Here is a 19,664-nt window from a genome sequence, read left to right on the forward strand (position 1 = left end):
GTATTCTTTAAACACTTGTTCGAAATAACCCGCCGTTGCTCATTGCACCCTGTCGCCGCTGCCGCAAGGTGCGGGGCAGGGGCAGCGGGCAAAGCGCGCCCGGGTTTTGACAAGCCGGGCCCGCTGCTGCAAAGTGCGCGCCCTCTAACAAGACCCTCTTTTCATTCGATGTCGGCAGTCCGCTGCCTTCCGGTCGGTCACAGGCTTTTGCGCCGTTTTTACCGGCGCAGTAATGAGGTAACGATGATTAACGCAGTAATTGCCGCGGTTGGCGTGATGTTGGTGCTCAGCCTGTCCCGCGTGCATGTAGTGATCGCCCTGATCATTGGTGCGCTGGTGGGTGGCCTCACCGGTGGCCTGGGGATCGAGGCCACGCTCAAGGCATTCAACAGTGGCCTGGGCGGTGGCGCTACCGTGGCCCTGTCCTATGCCTTACTCGGTGCCTTTGCCGTGGCCATCGCCAAGTCCGGCCTGGCCCACGCCCTGGCGGACAAGATCCTGTCGCTGGTGGACCGTCAGGACAGCAGCGGCGGTGGGCAGGTCAAATGGTTGCTGATCGGCCTGTTGTGGGTGGTGGCGATTGCTTCGCAGAACATCCTGCCGATCCACATTGCCTTTATTCCGTTGCTGGTGCCGCCACTGTTGTACGTGCTGACCAAGCTGCAACTGGACCGGCGGCTGATCGCCTGCGTCATCACCTTCGGCCTGATCACGCCTTACATGTTCCTGCCGGTGGGTTTCGGCAACATCTTCCTCAATGAGATTCTCCTGGCCAACGTGGCCCGCAGTGGGGTCGATGTCAGTCAGGTCAACGTCACGCATGCCATGGGCATTCCCGCCCTGGGCATGTTGTTCGGCCTGGCGATGGCATTTTTCAGCTACCGCAAGAAGCGGGTCTACGACCTGGGCAAGATCGAGAAGGTCGAGCAGGTGGCGGTGCAATACAACCCGCAGACCCTGCTGGTGGCGGGGCTGGCGATTGTCGCCGCCTTCGTCGTCCAGTTGCTGCTGGACTCGATGATTATCGGGGCTTTGTGCGGCTTCCTGGTTTTCTCGGTGTCGGGCATCGTGCGCTGGCGCGAAACCGACGGCCTGTTTACTGAAGGCATGAAGATGATGGCGATGATCGGCTTCATCATGATCGCCGCCTCAGGCTTTGCCGAAGTGATGAAGGCCACCGGTGAAGTGCAGACCTTGGTCGAAACCTCGGCCGGTTGGATCGGTCACAGCAAGGGCGTGGGTGCGCTGCTGATGCTGCTGGTGGGCCTGCTGGTGACCATGGGCATCGGCTCGTCGTTTTCCACGGTGCCGATCCTGGCGGCGATCTTCGTGCCTTTATGTGTGCAGTTGGGCTTCAGTCCCCTGGCCATTGTCTGCATCGTCGGCACCGCCGGGGCGCTGGGCGATGCGGGCTCGCCCGCCTCGGATTCAACCCTGGGGCCGACCTCGGGGTTGAATATCGACGGCCAGCATCACCATATCTGGGACACCGTGGTCCCGACTTTCCTGCATTACAACCTGCCGCTGCTGGCCTTCGGCTGGGTTGCAGCCATGGTCCTCTGATTATCTCGCTCTCGTAGAAACCGTGGGCTGTTGTAGGAGCGGGCTTGCCCGCGAAGGCATCGGCAAGGTCGGTGCAAGGCTCAAGGGCCTCTTCGCCGGCAAGCCGGCTCCTACGGGCTCAGGCTCAACTTTTGTTTTGGCGTGCCGTTAACGCGGTTATCACGCCAATAAAAACTTAGAGTGAGCCCACTATGCGCTTGAGCCTGAAGGCCAAAGTCCTGTCCCTGGCGGTACTCCCGGTACTGCTGTTCGCGCTGGTGATCAGCCTGAGCACGGTGTTCATGTTGCGCCAGCAAGCCCAGAAAGAGGTCGAGGAAACCCGTCATCGCCTGCTGGGCGAGGCCAAGGCCACGTTGCAGAGCTATGTCGAAGTGGCCCTGAACACGGTCAAGCCGCTGTACGACGCGGCGGCGCCAGGGGATCAGGCGGCCCGGGCCGAGGTGGTCAAGCTGCTGTCGAACATCAGCTATGGCAAGGACGGCTACTTCTTCGGCTACGACTCCGAGACCGTACGCCTGTTCAAGGGCAACAGCGCGGACGGGGTGGGCAAGAGCTTCAAGGACAACCGCGACCCCAACGGCGTGTACGTCAACCGCGAACTGGTGCGGGTCGGCAAGGACGGCAGCCACTACGTGCAGTACAGTTCGACCCAGCCGGGCAGCGATGTGCTGGTGCCCAAGCTGGGCTACACCGAATACCTGCCCAAGTGGGACATGGTGCTGGGCACCTCGGTCAACCTCGATGGCATCGACGCCCAGGTGGCGGCGGTCGAGACCAGTGTCAACCAGCGCATGGAAGGCATGGTCCTGAGCATTCTCGGGATTGCCGCGGTGCTGCTGCTGGTGATTGCGGGCCTGGGCATGGTGGTGGCCAATACCATGCTGCGTCCGCTGAACCTGATGAAAGCCAACCTTGATGACATCGCCGCCGGCGAGGGCGACCTGACCCGGCGCCTTGAGATCACCAGCCAGGACGAACTCGGCGACCTGGCCTGCTCGTTCAACCGTTTTGTCGACAAGATCCACGGCCTGGTGCGGCAGATCACCGAAATGACCGGGCAGCTCACCGAGCTGGTGACCCAGGTTTCGGACCAGGCCCAGCGTTCGGAACAGGCCATGGAGCGTCAGCGCCACGAGACTGACCAGGTGGCCACGGCAATCAATGAAATGTCTTCGGCGGCCCATGAAGTGGCGCGCAGTGCCCAGGGCGCGGCCGTTGCTGCCCAGCAGACCGATGAAGAAGGCCAGGCGGCCAAGCGCGTGGTGGATGGCAGCATCCAGCAGATCCATGCGCTGGTCAGCGATATCCGTAACAGCGGCACGTCCCTGGACAGCCTGCAGCAGGACGTATCGTCGATTGTCAGCGTGCTGGATGTGATCCGCTCGATTGCCGAGCAGACCAACCTGCTGGCCTTGAACGCCGCGATTGAAGCGGCCAGGGCCGGCGAGGCCGGGCGTGGTTTTGCCGTGGTCGCCGATGAAGTGCGGGCCCTCGCCAGCCGGACCCAGCAGAGCACCCAGGAAATCCAGGGCATGATCGATCGCTTGCAGCAGGGCACCCGGGTGGCGGTGGACGCCATGCGCCGTTCCAGCGACGCCGGCGACGGTACTTCGGTCAAGGCCAACGAAGCCGGGGCTTCGCTGGACACCATGGCCCAGTTGATCGGCACCATCAATTCGATGAACGCGCAGATTGCCAGCGCGGCGGAAGAGCAGACCGCGGTAGCCGAAGAGATCAACCGCAGCGTGCACCAGATCGCCGTGGCGGTGGACAGTGTTGCCGATGAAACCCAGCGCGGCGCCCAGACTTCTCGCAGTCTGGCCGATCTTGGTCAGCGGCTGGGGCGGTTGGTGGGGCAGTTCCGGATCTGAGGCGCTCGGTGCTCTTGTGGTGTTTTGCCGGCTTTCGCCAGCCGCTGGCGAAGGCTGCGATCAGGCCGCAGGCCTTCGGTGTTTTGAACGTGCGGCCTGTACCGTCGAAATGCCGCTCACATCGTTTTTCCGGGCCAGCCAGCTAGCAGTCGCAGCCTGGCGCAAAGGCCCGGCTTGGTCAGGCGCTGACGTCGCGCATCAACAGGCCGAAACGCAAGTCCACCTGATCGGGGATCGGCAGGTACACGGTGTGACCGTCGCCCGGCGCGACTTCGATGCCTTCACCCTTGGCGTTCTGCAGCTCATGCAGGTCGAAGTGGAAGTTGCCCTTGGGGGTCATCAGTTCCATGTGGTCGCCCAGGGCAAAGCGGTTCTTCACTTTCACTTCTGCCAAGCGATCGCGGCGTTCGCCGGTCAGTTCACCAACGAACTGCTGGCGCTCCGAGACCGAGCTGCCGTTCTGGTAGTTCTGATATTCATCGTGCACATGGCGCCGCAGGAAACCTTCGGTGTAGCCACGCTGGGCCAGGGATTCCAGGTCGTTGAGCAGGCTGCGGTCGAACTCGCGTCCGGCTGCGGCGTCATCGATGGCCTGGCGATACACCTGGGTGGTGCGCGCACAGTAGAAGTGGGATTTGGTCCGCCCCTCGATCTTCAGCGAATGCACGCCCATGCGGGTCAGGCGGTCCACGTGCTGCACCGCCCGCAGGTCCTTGGCATTCATGATGTAGGTGCCGTGTTCGTCCTCGAAGGCCGGCATCAGTTCGTCCGGACGATTGGCCTCTTGCAGCAGGAACACCTGGTCAGTGGGCGCGCCCAGGCCCAGGGTCGACTCTGGTTGGTAGGTCTGGACGATTTCCCCGAGGGTGTTCTCGGTGGCTTCCTCGGCCTTGTATTTCCAGCGGCAGGCATTGGTGCAGGTGCCCTGGTTGGCGTCGCGCTTGTTCATGTAGCCCGACAGCAGGCAGCGCCCGGAATAGGCCATGCACAAGGCGCCGTGGACGAATATTTCCAGCTCCATGTCCGGCACTCGCTGGCGGATTTCCTCGATTTCCTCCAGGGACAGTTCCCGGGACAGGATGATCCGGGTCAGGCCCTGTTGCTGCCAGAACTCGACGCTCGCCCAGTTCACCGTGTTGGCTTGTACCGACAGGTGGATCGGCATGGCCGGGAAGTGCCGGCGCACTAGCATGATCAGTCCAGGGTCGGACATGATCAGCGCATCCGGAGCCATTTCGATCACTGGCGCCAGGTCCTTGAGGAAGGTTTTGAGCTTGGCGTTGTGCGGTGCAATGTTGACCACCACGTAGAAACGCTTGCCCTGGGCCTGGGCCTCTTTGATGCCGAGGGCCAGGTTGGCGTGGTCGAATTCGTTGTTGCGTACCCGCAGGCTGTAGCGCGGTTGGCCGGCGTACACCGCATCGGCGCCGTAGGCGAAGGCGTAGCGCATGTTCTTCAGGGTGCCGGCGGGAGCCAGGAGTTCGGGTTTGGCGAGGAGCGTCATGGGGCTGTCGATCGCAAAAGGTCGCGAGGGTAAGCCAGAGCCGCGGGGCATTCATTGACTTGGGTCTATGTCGGGCGCAGAAAAAACGCACTCGGCGGCGCGGCTGCGGACTAAACCTCAGGGCGCCGAATCCTGGCGTTGACTGAGTCGGATCGAAGATGAATCAAAACAACCTGCAAAACAAAAGCCTGGTGCTGTTATTGGCGCTGGTGACCCTGGCCTTTATCTGGATTCTGCTGCCGTTCTACGGCGCGTTGTTCTGGGCGGTGATTCTTGGCATCGTCTTCGCGCCCTTGCAGCACCGCCTGCAATTGAAGTTCGGCTGGCCGCGCAATCTCACTTCCTTGTGCACCCTGGGCATCTGCCTGGTGATCGCCATTTTGCCGGTGATCATCACCAGCGTGCTGTTGGTCCAGGAAGGGGCCGAGCTGTACCGCAAGATTGAAAGCGGCCAGCTGGACATTGCGGGCTACCTGGCCCAGTTCAAGCACAGCCTGCCAGCCTATTTACAGCACCTGCTGGACCGTTTCGGCCTGGGCGAACTCAAGGGGCTGCAGGATAAAGTGGTCAAGAGCGCGATGCAGGGCAGTCAGTACCTGGCAACCCAGGCTTTCAGTTTCGGCCAGGGCACCTTCGAGTTCATGGTGAGCTTCTTCATCATGCTGTACCTGCTGTTCTTCTTTTTGCGCGATGGCCCGGAACTGGTGCGCAAGATCCGCACGGCGGTGCCCCTGGCGGAGTACCAGAAGCGTCGGCTGCAACTGAAGTTCAATCGGGTGGTGCGGGCCACGGTCAAGGGCAATGTGCTGGTGGCCGTGACCCAAGGTGCCCTGGGTGGGCTGATCTTCTGGTTCCTCGATATTCCCAGCGCGTTGCTGTGGGCGGTGCTGATGGCTTTTCTATCGCTGTTGCCGGCGGTGGGGGCGGGGATTGTCTGGGGCCCGGTGGCGGTGTATTTCCTGGTCAGCGGGGCGATTTGGCAGGGGGTGGTGCTGGCGCTGTTCGGGGTGCTGGTGATCGGCCTGGTGGACAACCTGCTGCGGCCGATCCTGGTGGGCAAGGACACCCGGATGCCGGATTACTTGATCCTGATCTCGACCTTGGGCGGGATGGCGATCTTCGGCCTCAACGGATTCGTCATCGGGCCATTGATTGCCGCGCTGTTCATGTCCAGTTGGGCACTGTTCGTCGAGACCCGACCCCGGGTGCAGCTGCCTTAGGTGTGCATGATCCTTTCATTGAGTTGTCGCGACAGGGCCTGGGCGGCGGGTCGCGAGGTCAATGGGCCGCTGATGGGTTCGCCATCGCGCAGCACGTACCAGCAGGCAAGCACTCCCCGCTCTCTGAGCGGTGTGGGAACGGCGCTGCCGATGACCGACATGATCTGTACCTTGGGCATGGCAATCTCCTCATTACGAGGGGTTACCCTACACAGCGCCAAGTGCTACGAAAAATCACCCAGATCGATTGTGGACATTGATGGGGCGAGGGGGAGCGGGCGCGAAAGGGGGGGCTCAGTCCACCACCTGGTCGAGCATATTCAGCACTTCCTGCTCACTGAGCAGGCCCTTGCGCACCAGGTTTTGCGCCAGCAGCGAGAGAAACTTGGCGCTGCGGTGGCCTTCCAGGTGCTTGAGCTCGGTCAGGGCGTCATACACCCGGCTGGAGGTGCAGAGACCGGCAACGCGGTGCGGGTTTTGCGTGGGCATGAGGGTCGTCCTTGTTGTTATGGGCCTGGGGCAGTCGGACTCTTCCGATCTTGCAGGCCTTGAATGACATAAATATGACAGTCGTATGTCGCTCAGGGCATCCGTGCGGGCAACACACTATTGCCGGATTTAACAGCAAATACTGTTCCAATCGCGACATTCAACAGAATTATTCAGACATTCGGGTGGTGGCAAAATGCAACAAGCCCCGCTTTGTGGGCGAGGCCTGTGGATTCATGCGTCTGCCAATTACCAGCGGCCGGGGCCGTAGTAGTAATGCGGGCGGCCGTAGTAGCCACGGGGCGGGCCGTAGTACACCGGTGCCGGTTGGTAGTAGACCGGCTGTTGCACATACACCGGTGCCGGCTGGTAGTAGACCGGTGGCGGCGGTGCGGCATACACCGGCTGGGGTTGTACATAGACCGGCTGTTGCACGTAGACCGGCCGATCCTGGTTGGCGATCACCGAGCCCACTACGGCAGCACCGACAACTGCACCCAACGCGGCGGGCCCTACCCAGCCACCACCACCGTGGGCTGAAGCCTGGCCTGCGACAGCGAGTGCACCTATGAGCAAGGCTATCTTGGGGATTTTGGAGATCATGGTTTTTCCTCGGTTCAACCCCTGCGTTTATGGTCTGCACCAGACTCAAGAACTGACGCGGGGATACTTCTAAGACAGCGGCACTTTCAAAATCTGCACAGCCGCTGAGTAAATATTGTGTAAGGTCTGTACCGGCCTCTTTACCGTCATCCCTGGGCGGTGGCGGAGGCACTGGAACAAGCGCCGATATGATCAGGCACAAGCACGGGGCTGACCAATCCCGTCTATCCGAAAGTGTCTTGCGAGGAGATGAATATGCAAATGAACCCCAACAAAGACACCCAGTTGTGCATGTCGTTGTCTGGGCGTCCGGGGAATTTCGGCCTGCGTTTTCACAATCATCTGTATGAGCAGTTGGGGCTGAATTTCTACTACAAGGCATTCAGCAGCCAGGACCTGCCTGGCGCTGTGCGCGGGATTCGGGCACTGGGGATTCGCGGGTGCGGGGTGTCCATGCCGTTCAAGGAAGAGTGCATTGCCCTGGTGGATGAGCTGGATGCGTCGGCCGAGGCGATTGCCTCGATCAATACCATCGTCAACACCAACGGTCATTTGAAGGCCTACAACACCGATTACATTGCCGTGGCGCAGTTGCTGGCGAGCCACGCAGTACCCCGGCAATCGACCTTCGTCCTGCGTGGTAGTGGCGGCATGGCCAAGGCGGTGGCCAGTGCCTTGCGTGACGGCGGTTATACCCAGGGCGTGATCGTCGCCCGCAATGCAGTGGCCGGTCGGGCCTTGGCCAGTGCGTTGGGTTATGAGTGGCAGGCGGAGTTGGGTGACCTGCGGCCGCAGATGCTGATCAACGTGACCCCGATTGGCATGAGCGGCGGGCCCCAGGCGCAGCAACTGGCGTTCGACGCCGAGGCGATTGCGGCGGCGCAGACGGTGTTCGATGTGGTGGCGGTGCCGGCTGAGACGCCGTTGATCGTACAGGCGCGAGCCGAGGGCAAACGGGTTATCACTGGGTTGGAGGTGATTGCGATCCAGGCGTTGGAGCAGTTTGTGCTGTACACCGGCGTGCGCCCGAGCGAGGAGCAATTCCACCAGGCGGTGGCCTTCGCTCGGGCTTGAAACCTGACGCTTTCTATCGCCGCAGATCAGCCTTCGAGTTGGGCCAGGCGCTCTTCCAGGGCGGCGATCCGCGCTTCCAGTTCTTCGATGCGCTCCACTGAGACGGCGCCGCCGGCACTGCGCTCCTGCGGATTGCTGCGGGCGGCGAGGATGGCTTCGATGTCCGCGGGGTCGCCCAGGGAGTGGGTATAGCGGTCTTCGCGCTGGCCGGCCTGACGCGGGATGTGCAGGGCCAGGCCCCTGGCAATCAGGCGCTCAAGCTGGTGCAGGACCTGCTCGTGGTCTTCAAAATCATGCATGCGCCCGCTGCGGGTCAGCAGTTCGTTGACTGTTTGTGGGCCCCGCAGAAACATCAGGCCGCACAGAATCAGCTGCGCCGGCACCAGTTCCAAGGCCTTGTCCAGGCGCTGTTCCCAGCGATCGGCACGGCTGCCCATCACCAGCCGGGTGAAACCTTGGGCTTCGAGGGCGCGCAGGCTTTGTCCGACCTGGCCCTGGGTCAGGTTCATCACCGGTTCGCGGCTGGTTTTCTGATTGCAGGCAATCACCAAGGCATTGAGGGTCAGGGGATAGGTTTCCGGGCTGGTGGCCTGCTTTTCGATCAACGAACCCAGGATGCGGATTTCCGTACTGCTCAGTTGCAGTGCTTCGCTGGGGGTTTCGTGCTCGCTGCTCATAAGTGCTGGTCCCTTGGTCACTTGATGGGTGGGGTCGTGGAAAACCCGGCGCCTTGCGCGCAATCGGTGTCGTGGGTTTTCCGTGGCCGTGTCGGCCACCTTCGAGGGGCTCTGTTTTACCTTCACAAGCCGGTTCTGGCCATCAGAACTTGGTCGAGCAGGGACAAACTGCAGGATTCCAGGCTGGTAACGCCGCCGCGCCTCCTGTAAAGGCCGGCGCGGCGGCGATTGCTTCAACCCGGTTGTGGCTCCGTTGCCGGTGCTGGTGCAGGTATCGGCTCTGCGGTAGGCGCGACCGAGCAGGATGCCTCCAGGCGCTGGCGAGCAAACCGGGCGACGTTGCGCAGGGCGTCTCTGGCGGAGCGCAGGTACAACGCCTGTAGCTGAAAGACGTGCCAGCGGCCCTCGTGGATTTCCAGCTGGCAGGGCACCCTGGACTGTCGCGCGCGTTCGGCCAAGCGGCTGGAGTCGGACAGTAGCAGTTCCTGGTCGCCGACCTGCACCAGCATCGGCGGCAGGCCGCGCAAGTCTGCCTCCAGGGGGCGGTGCGTGAGTGCCTGTGCGGGGGCGGCATAGGCCTGGAGGGCTTGTTCCAGCCAGTCGCGGCGAATCATCGGATCGGCGGCCATTCTGGATTGCATGCTGGTTCCGCCAAGGTCGGGGTCAGTGACCGGCGAGAGCAGAATCAGCCCGGCGGCGATCTCATCGCCACGCTCTTTCAAGGTCAGGGCCAGTGCCAGGACCAGGGCGCCGCCGGCGGAATCACCGGCAATCAGCAGTTTGTCCGCCGGACAGCCCTGGGCGCGGATCGCTTCGTAGCAGGCCAGGCAATCGTCCAGTGCTGCCGGGTAGGGATGTTCCGGCGCCAGGCGATAGTCCGGCACCCACACCGCGCAGCCACTTTCCCTGGCCAGGCGGCTGGTAACGCTGTAGTGGGTGCGTGGATTGCCAAGGCAGAAGGCGCCGCCGTGCAGGTAGAGAATCACCCCCTTGGCAGCCGCAGCTTTGGGTTCGACTACCTGCAACTCCAGCGCCCCGATGTGGCGCTGCTGTCGGGTGACGCCGAGACAGCCGGGCATCAGCCATGCAAGACCGTTGACGATCTTGCGCTGGGTGGCCAGATCCCGGGGCGGGGCCACTAGGGCCCTGAAGCTGGCACGCAGGAACAGTCGCAGGAAGGCGGCGTTACCCCGTTCCAGCCAATTCCGCGGGGGCGCCACGCAGTGTCCATCCGCAACTGAGGACGGGCTGGGCAGCGGACTGGAAAGTCGATAGGCCGACAATCCGGCATACCGAGTCAGCCAGCGATAGGACCAGGTGAAACCTGGCCAGTTGGTGCTGTTGTGACCCTGCGCGTCGACATACCAGCTCTTGCACCCGCTCCATACCGAGGTGGCCAGGCATCGCTGGATCCGCTGTTGAAAGCACTGGTAGGGCAGATCATCTACTTCCAGGGTTTTCGCCCCACTGTCCAGCAGCGCCCGGCGGGCATTGATGACGTGGGAGATCTGGCTTTCCAGCATATGGATGATGGAGTTGTGGCCGAGGTTGGTGTTGGGCCCGTAGAGCATGAAGAAGTTGGGGAAGCCGGGCACGCTGAGCCCCAGGTAGGCGGCCGCACCGTGCTGCCAGGCCGTGCGCAGATCGACGCCGTCGCGGCCGACGATGCGCATGGGGGCAAGAAACTCGGTGGCGCTGAAACCGGTGCCATAGATGATTGCATCCACTTCATGTTGCTGGCCGTCCAGGGTCTCGATGCCCTGTTCGGTGATCTGCCGGATGCCCTGGGTCAGCAGTTCGACGTGGGGTTTGTCGAAGGCCTTGAGGTAGTCGTTGGACAGCAGGATGCGCTTGCAGCCGATGGGGTAGTCCGGGGTCATTTGCCGGCGTAGTTCGGGGCTGGACACCGAGGCGTTCAACAGCTTGCGAAAGGGCCCGCCGACGACCCATTTGGTCAGGCCCTTCAGGTGGGTGAATGCCAGTGCCCGGGATTCGAAGTGTAGGTAATGGGCCATGCGCACCAGCTTCATCCAACCGGGATGGCGGAGGTAGCGCTGCTTTTCCGTTGGGCTGTAGGCGCGGTCGGCCTTGGGCATGATGTAGGCCGGCGAACGCTGGAAGACCTTGAGAGCTGCCACCTGGTCGGCGATCGCCGGAACGAACTGGATGGCCGAGGCGCCGGTACCGACGACCGCCACGCGCTTGTTGGCCAGGGGGCAGTGGTGATCCCAGGACGCAGAGTGGAATACATGGCCCTGGAAGCGCTCCATGCCGGGCAGGTTCGGCAGGGCGGGGCGGCTCAACTGGCCGGTGGCGCTGATCAGCAGGCGGGCTATATGCACCTGGCCATTGCTGCAGGTGACGCGCGAGCAGCTGTTGCTTTCATCGAAGATGGCGTCACGCACTTCGCTGTCGAAGTGGATATGTCGCTGCAGGTCGTAGGCGTCGGCACAGTGCTGCAGGTAGGCATGGATCTCTACCTGGGGGGCGAATACCCGGGACCAGTTCGGGTTGGGCTCGAAGGAAAACGAATACAGGTGCGAGGGCACGTCGCAGGCGGCGCCGGGGTAGGTGTTGTCGCGCCAGACGCCACCGACGTCCCGGCCTTTTTCCAGCACGATGAACTGGCTGACGCCGGCCTTGCGCAGGGCGATGGCCATGCCCAGACCGCCGAAACCGGCGCCGATGATGATCGCCTCAAGGGGCGCAGTGGAGCTGGACTGCGCGTGCGCAGCAGGTGCGGATTCTGGCATGACGACCTCGTTGTTATTGTTGTGCGGCGCAAGGTTGATCGAACCGGGGCCTCTTCCTTGTATCAGCGGTGCAGCCCCGATCAGTGAAGCATGCGGGTAACAAACCGTGGACCCCATGCTGTAACGGGACAAGTGTTTTAGTATTTGGGCCAAATCAGCCTTTTTGAGTCAGGCCATGAGCATTCAGTCGTTCACCCGGGGGCCGTCCAGCGCATTGCTGCTGGTGAGTTTTGGTCGTGAAAAGGGCCTGTCGGCAGCGCGTTTGCTGGCCGGTTGCGGATTGTCCCTGGAGCAACTGCAGGACCCCAACAGCCTGTTGTCGGCGGCCCAGGAGCTGCGTCTGGTGAGTAACCTGCTGACGCTGCTGGGGTATCCCCGGGGCCTGGGTTATGAAGTCGGCGCGCGCTATCACTTCTCCAGCTACGGTCTGTTCGGTTATGGCCTGATCAGCAGTGCGACCCCGGCGGATGCCTTGAGCCTGGCCTTGCGTTTCCTGCCGCTGACTTATGCCTTCGCCTCGATCAGTTACCGGCTGGAGCCTGGACTGGGGGTGCTGAGCTTCGTTGAGCCGCAGGTGGCGGATTCGTCGGTGCGGGAGTTTCTGCTGCAGCGGGACATGGCCGCCGCTGCGGTGTTGATGAAGGAAATTGTTGGCCCGGACTTTCGGCTGACGCGGTTTACCCGCAGCACTGCGCGCCCTGTGGAGCGCCCTATGGGTGAGTCGGAGCAGATACTCGGCCTTGCTCCCGAGTATCGGGCTGACAGTCATGGCTTGGCATTTGACCAGCGCTTCTTGAGCCGCCCCTTGCCCCAGGCCAATCCGCTGACGGTGTCCATGTGCGAGCAGATGTGCGTACAGCTACTGGAGCGTCGGCAGGCACATCAGGGCGCTGCAGCGCTGGTTCGCCAGCACCTCGATGCCTTGCCCGCAGGCTGCCTGCCGGATCTGCTGAGCATGGCCCGGCTGAGCCGCACCAGCGTGCGTACCTTGAAGCGGCGCTTGCAGGACGAGGGCACGAGCTACCGTCAACTGCGGGCCCAGCAACGTAGCGCCCGGGCCCTGGAGTTGCTGGGCAATCCCGGGCTGAACCTGACGCAGATTGCCGAACGGCTCGGCTTCAGTGACCTGTCGAGCTTTTCCCAGAGCTTCAAGCGCTGGTTCGGTGTTCCTCCCAGCGCTTATCGGCAAGGTCGGCCCGGATAAAGGCCCCTGGCCCATCCGCAGTGGCTATAATCGCTGCTCGCTGTATTCCCGCCATCCATGTCGAGACTGTCATGACTATTTCCCTGTACGCCGCTTCCGTTCCTGTCTTCAAGCAAATGCTCAACGCCTTGAGCGATGTGCTGAACAAGGCCGAAGCTCACGCCACGGCGAAGAATATCGAGCCTAACGCCTTGCTCCAGGCACGCCTGTACCCGGACATGTTCCCGCTGGTGCGTCAGGTGCAGATCGCCGTGGACTTCGCCAAGGGCGTGTCGGCTCGTCTGGCCGAGGTCGAGCTGCCCAAGTACGACGACACTGAAACCACTTTCGTTGACCTGCAGGCGCTGATCGCCAAGGTCCTGGCCTTTATCGAGGGCATCCAGCCTGCGCAGATCGACGGCAAGGAAGGCATCGAGATCGTTACCCGTCCTGGCACCCCGAAAGAGAAGCGCTTCAGTGGCCAGGCCTACCTGCTGACCTATGGCTTGCCGCAGTTCTTCTTCCACGTCACCACCACCTATGCGCTCCTGCGTCACAACGGTGTGGAAGTGGGCAAGCGCGACTACATGGGCGCGTTCTAAAGCTCCCGGCTACGTTCTCCGTGAGCATTTGCCGAGCGTTGATCAGGCAGTTTTCATAGAGGACAAAAAAGCCCGGCCAGGTTGATCCTGGCCGGGCTTTTTAGTGCCTGTTGATCAGGCCGAGGCTTGCGCCTTGTCTTCCTGGGCCATGCAGGCCGCCGCAGTGAAGAGTACGTCGGTGGAGGAGTTCAGCGCGGTTTCCGCCGAGTCCTGCAGCACGCCGATAATGAAGCCCACAGCCACTACCTGCATGGCGATTTCGCTGGGAATGCCGAACAGGCTGCAGGCCAGGGGAATCAGCAGCAGCGAGCCGCCGGCAACACCGGAAGCACCGCAGGCGCAGACGGCTGCGACCACGCTGAGCAGCACCGCGGTGGGCAGGTCGACGGCGATGCCCAGGGTGTGCACGGCGGCCAGGGTCAGCACGGTGATGGTGATTGCTGCGCCAGCCATGTTGATGGTGGCGCCCAACGGGATTGATACCGAGTAGGTGTCTTCATGCAGGCCCAGGCGCTTGCTCAACTCCAGGTTGACCGGGATGTTGGCCGCCGAGCTGCGGGTGAAGAATGCGGTGATGCCACTTTCGCGCAGGCAGGTCAGGACCAGCGGGAACGGATTGCGGCGGATCTTCCAGAACACAATCAGCGGGTTCATCACCAGGGCCACGAACAGCATGCAGCCGATCAGCACCGCCAGTAGGTGCAGATAGCCGAGCAGGGCATCGAAGCCGGAAATGGCCAGGGTCGAGGCCACCAGGCCGAAGATCCCCAGGGGTGCAAAGCGGATTACCACGCGCACGATTAAGGTCACGCCGTTGGACAGGTCGTCGAGCACGGTACGGGTGGTTTCGCCTGCGTGGCGGATGGCGATGCCCATGCCGATGGCCCAGGCCAGGATACCAATGAAGTTGGCGTTCATCAGGGCGCTGACCGGGTTGTCCACCACGCTCAGCAGCAGGCTTTGCAGCACTTCGCTGATGCCGCCAGGGGCGCTGATGGCGACGTCGTGGGTGGCCAGTACCAGGGAGGAGGGAAACAGGCTGCTGGCGATCACCGCCACGACCGCTGCGGCAAAGGTGCCCAGCAGGTAGAGCACCAGGATCGGCCGGATGTGGGTTTCCTGGCCGTGCTTGTGGTTGGCGATCGAGGCCATGACCAGCACGAACACCAGGATCGGTGCCACGGCCTTGAGCGCCGAGACGAATACCTTGCCGATGAAGGTGGTGGACTTCGCCAGTTCCGGCGCCAGCAGGGCAAGGATGATCCCGGCAATCAGGCCGATGATGATCTGCGTGACCAGGCTGAGGCGCTTGAGGGAGTGCAGCAGGGGCGGAGGTGAATCGCTCATAACGGTATCTCTGTTTTTTTTAATGTGTGGAGCCTGCCTGCCGTGAGCCCTTGACTGCTAGGGAGTCTGGATTGAAACGGCAGGCGCTGGTGCGGTCGGAAACAGCGACGGGCCATCGAGCGGCTTGAGTGGCAAGTGCGCGCGAGGGCCTGATTTTTTGGCAGGGGCGGACTTTATCACAGCGATCCGGGTTACCGCGTCGATGTGACGATCTGCCACCTGCCGCGGCAGGGTGGGCGGCCACTAGGCGGTTACCTTGACCCGTGCCGACTCTGTTAAGATTCGCCATCCCTTTTCTATCCAGTCAGCGGGCCCTTCGGGCTGTCGCTGCTGTCGGTGTTTCTGGAGTTCTCGATGTTGTTGCCCATCCTGCTGTTGTCGGCCGCGGGGTTTACCGTGTTGACCACGGAATTCATCATCGTCGGCCTGTTGCCGTCGATTGCCCGCGACTTGCAGGTCAGTGTGTCCCAGGCCGGTTTGCTGGTGACTCTGTTCGCTTTTACCGTCGCCGCTTTTGGGCCGTTTCTGACGGCCTATTTCGCGCGTTTCCCACGCAAGCAGCTGTTTATCAGTGTGCTGGTGCTGTTCGGCCTGGCCAACGCACTGGCGGCCCTGGCGCCGAATATCTGGGTGATGTCCCTGGCGCGATTGGTGCCGGCCCTGGGGCTACCAGTGTTCTGGGCCCTGGCCAGCGAGACTGCAGTGGACATCGTCGGTCCGGATTATGCCGGGCGCGCTATCGCCAAGATTGGATTCGGCATTGTCTGTGCCACGGTGTTCGGGATTCCTGTGGGCACCCTGATCGCTGATGCCTTCGGCTGGCGCAGTGCCTTTGGCATTCTGGCGGTGGTGGCCTTTGCCAAGGCCTTGTTGCTGTTTATCTATCTGCCGGTAACCAAGCGGCACAACCAGCAGGCGAGCCTGCGTTCGCAGTTCCGCATCCTGTACAGCCCGTTGATGCTTGGGCACGTGTTGTTGTCGATCCTGGTGTTCAGCGGCATGTTCACGGTCTACACCTACCTGGCGGACATTCTCGAACGCCTTGCCGGTTTCAACGGCACGCTGGTGGGCTGGTGCCTGATGGGCTTCGGCGCAGTGGGGCTGATCGGCAACTCCCTGGGTGGCAGGGCGGTGGACCGCCATCCGTTGATTGCCTCCATGGTGTTCTGCGCGTTGATGGTTGGCGGCATGGTGGCCCTGGTACCGAGTATTCATTCACCCCTGGGGCTGGTCGCAGCCATGGGTATCTGGGGGGTGACCCAGGCGGCGTTGTTCCTGGTCAGCCATGTGCGGCTGATCAAGGCGGCCCCGCAAGCGCCGGCATTCGCCGCGTCGTTGAACATCGCCGGGGGCAACCTGGGGATTGGTCTGGGGGCGATGGTCGGTGGTCGGGTGATCGATACCCTGGGCCTGGGCAGCCTGGGGTTCGTGGCGTCCGGCTTCATTCTGCTGTCGATCGCCCTGGCATTGCTGCTGATGAATCTGAAAGCGCCAGAGGCGTGCGCTTCCTGATCAGTGGTTGAGGGGCGGGAACAGTTCGCGGCGCGCGCCTTCGGTGATGGCCACGATGCCGGGGTGCTTGACCTTGCGTTCCACGGAAATGGCATAGAACGATTCGGTCACGGCGTCGGTCTGGCCAATCAGTTGCACGCCGTACTGTTGCCTGACTTCGTCGGCGATCACGCTGGGGGCGATAAAGATGCCGCTGCCGGATTGGCCGAACGCCTGCATCAGGGCGCTGTCATCGAACTCGCCGATGATTCGCGGCTGCAGCTGTTGTTCGGCGAACCAGCGCAACAGCCGGCTGCGGACCACAGTTTCCTGGCCGGGAATCAGTAATGGTGCGCCGTGCAGGCCGCGGGGGAAGTCCGCACCGTGCACTTGGGCCAGGGCCTGGGTGGCGAAGAAGCTGATCCCGCATTCTCCGAGTTTCTGGCTATAGCCCTTGATGTCCAGGTGCGTGGGCATCGGGCTGTCGGAGATCACCAGGTCCAGGCGTTGGATGGCCAGGTCCGCCAGCAAGCGTTCGAGTTTGTCTTCACGGCAGGTCAGGCGGATAGGCTCGCTGAGTTCCATGGTCGGGGCGATCAGGCGGTAGACGATGGATTTGGGTACCACGTCCGCCACACCGACGCGGAACTGGATCTGCTGTTCATCGGGGCGGGCCCGGAGCATGGCTTCCAGTTCGCCGCCGAGCTGGAACATCTGCTCGGCGTAGGGCAGGGCTTGGCGCCCGGCTTCGGTCAATTCCAGCTGGCGTCCGACTCGGCGAAACAACTCGATGCCATAGGTTTGCTCCAGCAGGCTGATCTGTCCGCTGATGGTTTGTGGCGTCAGGTTCAGCTGCTCACAGGCGCGGACGATGCTGCCGGTCTTGGCCACAACCCAGAAATAGTGCAGTTGGCGGTAGTTGAGCATGGCGATTACAAGTTCGTAAAAACCGAAGTATAACTGCTAAAAATACGAATTTTCCTGAAGTATTGGCCTCCTTAGAATGCCTCGCTATCGACGGGGCCTTACTTGGCCCTGTCCGTTCTATCGAGGAAAACGGCATGTCATTCAAATCTTTAGCTGCGGCGTCGGTGCTGGCCCTGTCTATGCTGACCCTGGCAGGTTGCGAGCAGGCGGAAAAGAGCGCCCAGCAGGCGCTGGACAAGGCCGCGCGATCGGCCAAGCAGGCCATCGACGACACCCACAAGGCGGCGGAGCAGGCATTGAGTGATGCAACGCAAGGCGTGATTGGCAAGGAAAAACCACAAGACGACAGCGAGAAACCGGCGTCGCCGTCCCAGGAAATCTGATCTTTCATACAACCGATTCAGGATTGACCCATGGATTACCTTTTACAGCTCGCTGCCAGCCCCACCGCCTGGGTCGCCCTGGCCACCCTGATAGTGATGGAGATCGTGCTTGGCATCGATAACCTGATCTTTATTTCTATCCTCACCAACAAATTGCCGGAAAAGCATCGGGCCAAGGCACGGCGCATCGGTATCGGCATGGCGCTGATTCTGCGTCTGGCGTTGCTCAGCACGATTGCCTTCATCGTCCAGCTCACTGAGCCGGTGATTGAGGTGATGGGACAGAGTTTCTCCTGGAAGGACATGATCCTGATTGCCGGCGGCTTGTTCCTGGTGTGGAAAGCCACCACGGAAATCCACCACAGCATGGATCCGGAGCCTGAAGAGACTGCATCCGCAACTTCCGGGGTGAGCATCGGCTTTGCGGCGGCCATCGGCCAGATTCTGATGCTGGACATGGTCTTCTCCATCGACAGCATCATCACTGCGGTGGGCATGACCGAGCATTTGCCGATCATGATCATTGCCGTGGTGGTGTCGGTGCTGGTGATGTTGCTGGCTGCCGAGCCGCTGGCCAAGTTCATCAATGACAACCCGACCGTGGTGATGCTGGCCCTGGGCTTCCTGATCATGATCGGCATGACCCTGATCGCCGAAGGTTTTGGCGCTCATGTACCCAAGGGCTATGTGTATGCGGCAATGGCTTTCTCGGCGGCCATTGAAAGCCTGAACATGTTGGCCCGCAGGGCTCGGCAGAAGCGTCAGGCGGATCAGGCCGGCGCCTAATTCAACGCTATGGCAAACGGCCGCCTGTACTCTTTCGAGTCAGGCGGCCGTGTTGTTTTGGGGGGGGAACGCGCTCATTGCACGGTGGCTGGGCGCCGGGCAATTTTTTCCGCATTGATGTCAGGGGCGGACTGCTGGGGTTGATGATGACGGCGGCGAGTGATGCGCAACACGCCCCAGAGCATCGCGGCAGCTACTGCCAGCCAGCCCAGGATCAGCATCACAATGGTCGTTGTCAGGCTCATGAGTGCCTCCTTTCATGCCCTGTCCAGGGCACCGGCTGTTACCAATGCACAGTCTAGTAGCCTCTGTGTTTCAAGCTATTGACCAATAGTCGAGAGTCTTCGAATACTTCGCTCTATGGTTTTCAATTAACTGCGGCCTAACGCTATACCCTCGTCCACGAGCACCCTATGATCAAGGCCCCAGCCGGGAGAGGGTGATCCGGCGTCTGAATAGAGAGCAATGATGGTGCGGGTATTTCCTCGATATCGAGCGGTGTTGCTGGCCAGCGCCTGTGTCTTGAGCCTGGCCGGTTGCGCTGGCAGCGTGCAGCCTGAGATTCAGCGCCTGCCTGAGCGGGTGGAGCTCAGCAGCGTGCCATTTTTCCGCGGGGAGATGTACCAGAGTGGCCCTGGGGCCCTGGCCAGCATGTTGTCGCAGCAGGGCATCGTGATTACCCCCGGGTTGCTGGACAAGCCTTTGCACTTGCCGGGTGGCGAGGCGCAGCTACAGCAGAACATGCAGAGGCTGGCGCGGGAGTACGGCATGGTCGTCTATCCCCTGGATGATCATCTGTCGGCCTTGCTGACCCAGGTCGCCGCAGGTTATCCGGTATTGGTACGGTTCACCGAGGGCTCGACGTTCTGGGCCGAGCCGCGTTATGCGGTGTTGGCCGGATATAACCGGGACAAGCAGACGGTACTGTTGCGCGGCGCGAAAAGTCGCCGTCAGTTGATGAGCTTCAGCGCGTTTGAGTCGGCCTGGAAAAGTGCCGGTAGCTTTGCCGTGTTGATCCAGGCACCCAACCAATTGCCGGCCAAGGTTGATCGTCAGCGTTGGTTGAGCGCAGCCAGCGAGCTGGCTCAGGCGGGTCAGGAGCAAGCGGCGGCCAGGGCGAGTAAGGCGATTGACAGCCACTGAGTTGCTCGCAAACGACAACGGCGCCTAAGGGCGCCGTTGTCGTCAGGG

General features: G+C 61.9%; 19 protein-coding genes. 10 read left to right on the forward strand and 9 right to left on the reverse strand.

All coding sequences use genetic code 11. The features are described 5' to 3' along the window. The first annotated feature begins 246 nt into the window (after positions 1 to 246). Both GV819_RS17740 and GV819_RS17745 read left to right on the forward strand, forming a co-directional pair. Positions 247 to 1,563 carry a Na+/H+ antiporter family protein gene (locus tag GV819_RS17740; protein WP_368668914.1) on the forward strand — a complete coding sequence of 439 codons (1,317 nt, stop codon included), beginning with the start codon at positions 247 to 249 and terminating at the stop codon, positions 1,561 to 1,563. A gap of 191 nt (positions 1,564 to 1,754) precedes the next feature. Beyond that, on the forward strand, positions 1,755 to 3,434 hold the full coding sequence (locus GV819_RS17745) for a methyl-accepting chemotaxis protein (RefSeq protein ID WP_161757356.1): 1,680 nt from the start codon (positions 1,755 to 1,757) through the stop codon (positions 3,432 to 3,434). A gap of 178 nt (positions 3,435 to 3,612) precedes the next feature. On the opposite strand, the gene yegQ is transcribed toward GV819_RS17745, so the two are convergent. Further along, a complete protein-coding gene (yegQ, locus tag GV819_RS17750; RefSeq protein ID WP_161757357.1) occupies positions 3,613 to 4,938 on the reverse strand; it encodes a tRNA 5-hydroxyuridine modification protein YegQ in 1,326 nt (441 codons plus the stop codon). 158 nt (positions 4,939 to 5,096) lie between these two features. On the opposite strand from yegQ, the gene GV819_RS17755 reads away from it, so the two are divergent. Beyond that, on the forward strand, positions 5,097 to 6,158 hold the full coding sequence (locus GV819_RS17755; protein ID WP_161757358.1) for an AI-2E family transporter: 1,062 nt from the start codon (positions 5,097 to 5,099) through the stop codon (positions 6,156 to 6,158). Here GV819_RS17755 and GV819_RS17760 read toward each other — a convergent pair. From GV819_RS17760 to GV819_RS17770, 3 genes are all read right to left on the reverse strand, one after another. Beyond that, positions 6,155 to 6,337: a hypothetical protein gene (locus GV819_RS17760; RefSeq protein ID WP_161757359.1), complete on the reverse strand. Its 183-nt coding sequence runs from the start codon at positions 6,335 to 6,337 to the stop codon at positions 6,155 to 6,157. The two genes, GV819_RS17755 and GV819_RS17760, sit on opposite strands and share 4 nt — an antisense overlap. A gap of 115 nt (positions 6,338 to 6,452) precedes the next feature. Then, positions 6,453 to 6,647 carry a hypothetical protein gene (locus GV819_RS17765; protein WP_161757360.1) on the reverse strand — a complete coding sequence of 65 codons (195 nt, stop codon included), beginning with the start codon at positions 6,645 to 6,647 and terminating at the stop codon, positions 6,453 to 6,455. A gap of 249 nt (positions 6,648 to 6,896) precedes the next feature. Continuing rightward, on the reverse strand, positions 6,897 to 7,250 hold the full coding sequence (locus tag GV819_RS17770) for a hypothetical protein (RefSeq protein ID WP_161757361.1): 354 nt from the start codon (positions 7,248 to 7,250) through the stop codon (positions 6,897 to 6,899). A 255-nt stretch (positions 7,251 to 7,505) separates the two neighbouring features. On the opposite strand from GV819_RS17770, the gene GV819_RS17775 reads away from it, so the two are divergent. Next, on the forward strand, positions 7,506 to 8,324 hold the full coding sequence (locus GV819_RS17775; RefSeq protein ID WP_161757362.1) for a shikimate 5-dehydrogenase: 819 nt from the start codon (positions 7,506 to 7,508) through the stop codon (positions 8,322 to 8,324). A 26-nt stretch (positions 8,325 to 8,350) separates the two neighbouring features. On the opposite strand, the gene GV819_RS17780 is transcribed toward GV819_RS17775, so the two are convergent. Together GV819_RS17780 and GV819_RS17785 are read right to left on the reverse strand one after the other, a co-directional pair. After that, positions 8,351 to 9,001 carry a YceH family protein gene (locus tag GV819_RS17780; RefSeq protein WP_161757363.1) on the reverse strand — a complete coding sequence of 217 codons (651 nt, stop codon included), beginning with the start codon at positions 8,999 to 9,001 and terminating at the stop codon, positions 8,351 to 8,353. Between the two features lie 233 nt (positions 9,002 to 9,234). Then, entirely contained in the window at positions 9,235 to 11,754 is a 2,520-nt protein-coding gene (locus GV819_RS17785) for a flavin-containing monooxygenase (RefSeq protein WP_161757364.1), read from the reverse strand. Between the two features lie 175 nt (positions 11,755 to 11,929). On the opposite strand from GV819_RS17785, the gene GV819_RS17790 reads away from it, so the two are divergent. Together GV819_RS17790 and GV819_RS17795 are read left to right on the forward strand one after the other, a co-directional pair. Beyond that, a complete protein-coding gene (locus GV819_RS17790) occupies positions 11,930 to 12,958 on the forward strand; it encodes an AraC family transcriptional regulator (RefSeq protein ID WP_161757365.1) in 1,029 nt (342 codons plus the stop codon). 71 nt (positions 12,959 to 13,029) lie between these two features. Beyond that, positions 13,030 to 13,539 carry a DUF1993 domain-containing protein gene (locus tag GV819_RS17795; RefSeq protein ID WP_161757366.1) on the forward strand — a complete coding sequence of 170 codons (510 nt, stop codon included), beginning with the start codon at positions 13,030 to 13,032 and terminating at the stop codon, positions 13,537 to 13,539. A 114-nt stretch (positions 13,540 to 13,653) separates the two neighbouring features. Here the strand turns inward: GV819_RS17795 and sstT are convergent, their stop codons facing one another. Then, positions 13,654 to 14,886 (reverse strand): serine/threonine transporter SstT, encoded by a 1,233-nt coding sequence (sstT, locus tag GV819_RS17800; RefSeq protein WP_161757367.1) that lies wholly within the window; start codon positions 14,884 to 14,886, stop codon positions 13,654 to 13,656. A gap of 354 nt (positions 14,887 to 15,240) precedes the next feature. Here sstT and GV819_RS17805 point away from each other — a divergent pair, with 354 nt between their 5' ends. Next, on the forward strand, positions 15,241 to 16,398 hold the full coding sequence (locus tag GV819_RS17805; RefSeq protein WP_161757368.1) for an MFS transporter: 1,158 nt from the start codon (positions 15,241 to 15,243) through the stop codon (positions 16,396 to 16,398). Here GV819_RS17805 and nhaR read toward each other — a convergent pair whose 3' ends face one another. Continuing rightward, entirely contained in the window at positions 16,399 to 17,304 is a 906-nt protein-coding gene (gene nhaR / locus GV819_RS17810; RefSeq protein WP_161757369.1) for a transcriptional activator NhaR, read from the reverse strand. Positions 17,305 to 17,438: 134 nt separating this feature from the next. Between nhaR and GV819_RS17815 the strand changes: the two genes are divergently transcribed. Next, on the forward strand, positions 17,439 to 17,687 hold the full coding sequence (locus GV819_RS17815) for a hypothetical protein (RefSeq protein WP_161757370.1): 249 nt from the start codon (positions 17,439 to 17,441) through the stop codon (positions 17,685 to 17,687). 30 nt (positions 17,688 to 17,717) lie between these two features. Then, positions 17,718 to 18,473, forward strand: coding sequence for a TerC family protein (locus tag GV819_RS17820; RefSeq protein ID WP_161757371.1), 756 nt, complete (start codon positions 17,718 to 17,720; stop codon positions 18,471 to 18,473). A 74-nt stretch (positions 18,474 to 18,547) separates the two neighbouring features. Here GV819_RS17820 and GV819_RS32960 read toward each other — a convergent pair whose 3' ends face one another. Then, on the reverse strand, positions 18,548 to 18,718 hold the full coding sequence (locus GV819_RS32960; protein WP_178124920.1) for a hypothetical protein: 171 nt from the start codon (positions 18,716 to 18,718) through the stop codon (positions 18,548 to 18,550). 223 nt (positions 18,719 to 18,941) lie between these two features. Between GV819_RS32960 and GV819_RS17825 the strand changes: the two genes are divergently transcribed. Further along, positions 18,942 to 19,616, forward strand: coding sequence for a peptidase C39 family protein (locus GV819_RS17825; RefSeq protein ID WP_161757372.1), 675 nt, complete (start codon positions 18,942 to 18,944; stop codon positions 19,614 to 19,616). The last annotated feature ends 48 nt before the right edge of the window (positions 19,617 to 19,664 follow it).

The organism is Pseudomonas sp. Fl5BN2, from assembly GCF_009908205.1.
Classification (GTDB): Bacteria; Pseudomonadota; Gammaproteobacteria; order Pseudomonadales; family Pseudomonadaceae; genus Aquipseudomonas.

Coding starts and splice junctions, on each gene's coding strand:
- GV819_RS17745 (WP_161757356.1), top strand. CDS start 1,755: ATGCGCTTGAGCCTGAAGGCCAAAGTCCTGTCCCTGGCGGTACTCCCG.
- yegQ (WP_161757357.1), bottom strand. CDS start 4,938: ATGACGCTCCTCGCCAAACCCGAACTCCTGGCTCCCGCCGGCACCCTG.
- GV819_RS17755 (WP_161757358.1), top strand. CDS start 5,097: ATGAATCAAAACAACCTGCAAAACAAAAGCCTGGTGCTGTTATTGGCG.
- GV819_RS17760 (WP_161757359.1), bottom strand. CDS start 6,337: ATGCCCAAGGTACAGATCATGTCGGTCATCGGCAGCGCCGTTCCCACA.
- GV819_RS17765 (WP_161757360.1), bottom strand. CDS start 6,647: ATGCCCACGCAAAACCCGCACCGCGTTGCCGGTCTCTGCACCTCCAGC.
- GV819_RS17770 (WP_161757361.1), bottom strand. CDS start 7,250: ATGATCTCCAAAATCCCCAAGATAGCCTTGCTCATAGGTGCACTCGCT.
- GV819_RS17775 (WP_161757362.1), top strand. CDS start 7,506: ATGCAAATGAACCCCAACAAAGACACCCAGTTGTGCATGTCGTTGTCT.
- GV819_RS17780 (WP_161757363.1), bottom strand. CDS start 9,001: ATGAGCAGCGAGCACGAAACCCCCAGCGAAGCACTGCAACTGAGCAGT.
- GV819_RS17785 (WP_161757364.1), bottom strand. CDS start 11,754: ATGCCAGAATCCGCACCTGCTGCGCACGCGCAGTCCAGCTCCACTGCG.
- GV819_RS17790 (WP_161757365.1), top strand. CDS start 11,930: ATGAGCATTCAGTCGTTCACCCGGGGGCCGTCCAGCGCATTGCTGCTG.
- GV819_RS17795 (WP_161757366.1), top strand. CDS start 13,030: ATGACTATTTCCCTGTACGCCGCTTCCGTTCCTGTCTTCAAGCAAATG.
- sstT (WP_161757367.1), bottom strand. CDS start 14,886: ATGAGCGATTCACCTCCGCCCCTGCTGCACTCCCTCAAGCGCCTCAGC.
- GV819_RS17805 (WP_161757368.1), top strand. CDS start 15,241: ATGTTGTTGCCCATCCTGCTGTTGTCGGCCGCGGGGTTTACCGTGTTG.
- nhaR (WP_161757369.1), bottom strand. CDS start 17,304: ATGCTCAACTACCGCCAACTGCACTATTTCTGGGTTGTGGCCAAGACC.
- GV819_RS17815 (WP_161757370.1), top strand. CDS start 17,439: ATGTCATTCAAATCTTTAGCTGCGGCGTCGGTGCTGGCCCTGTCTATG.
- GV819_RS17820 (WP_161757371.1), top strand. CDS start 17,718: ATGGATTACCTTTTACAGCTCGCTGCCAGCCCCACCGCCTGGGTCGCC.
- GV819_RS32960 (WP_178124920.1), bottom strand. CDS start 18,718: ATGAGCCTGACAACGACCATTGTGATGCTGATCCTGGGCTGGCTGGCA.
- GV819_RS17825 (WP_161757372.1), top strand. CDS start 18,942: ATGGTGCGGGTATTTCCTCGATATCGAGCGGTGTTGCTGGCCAGCGCC.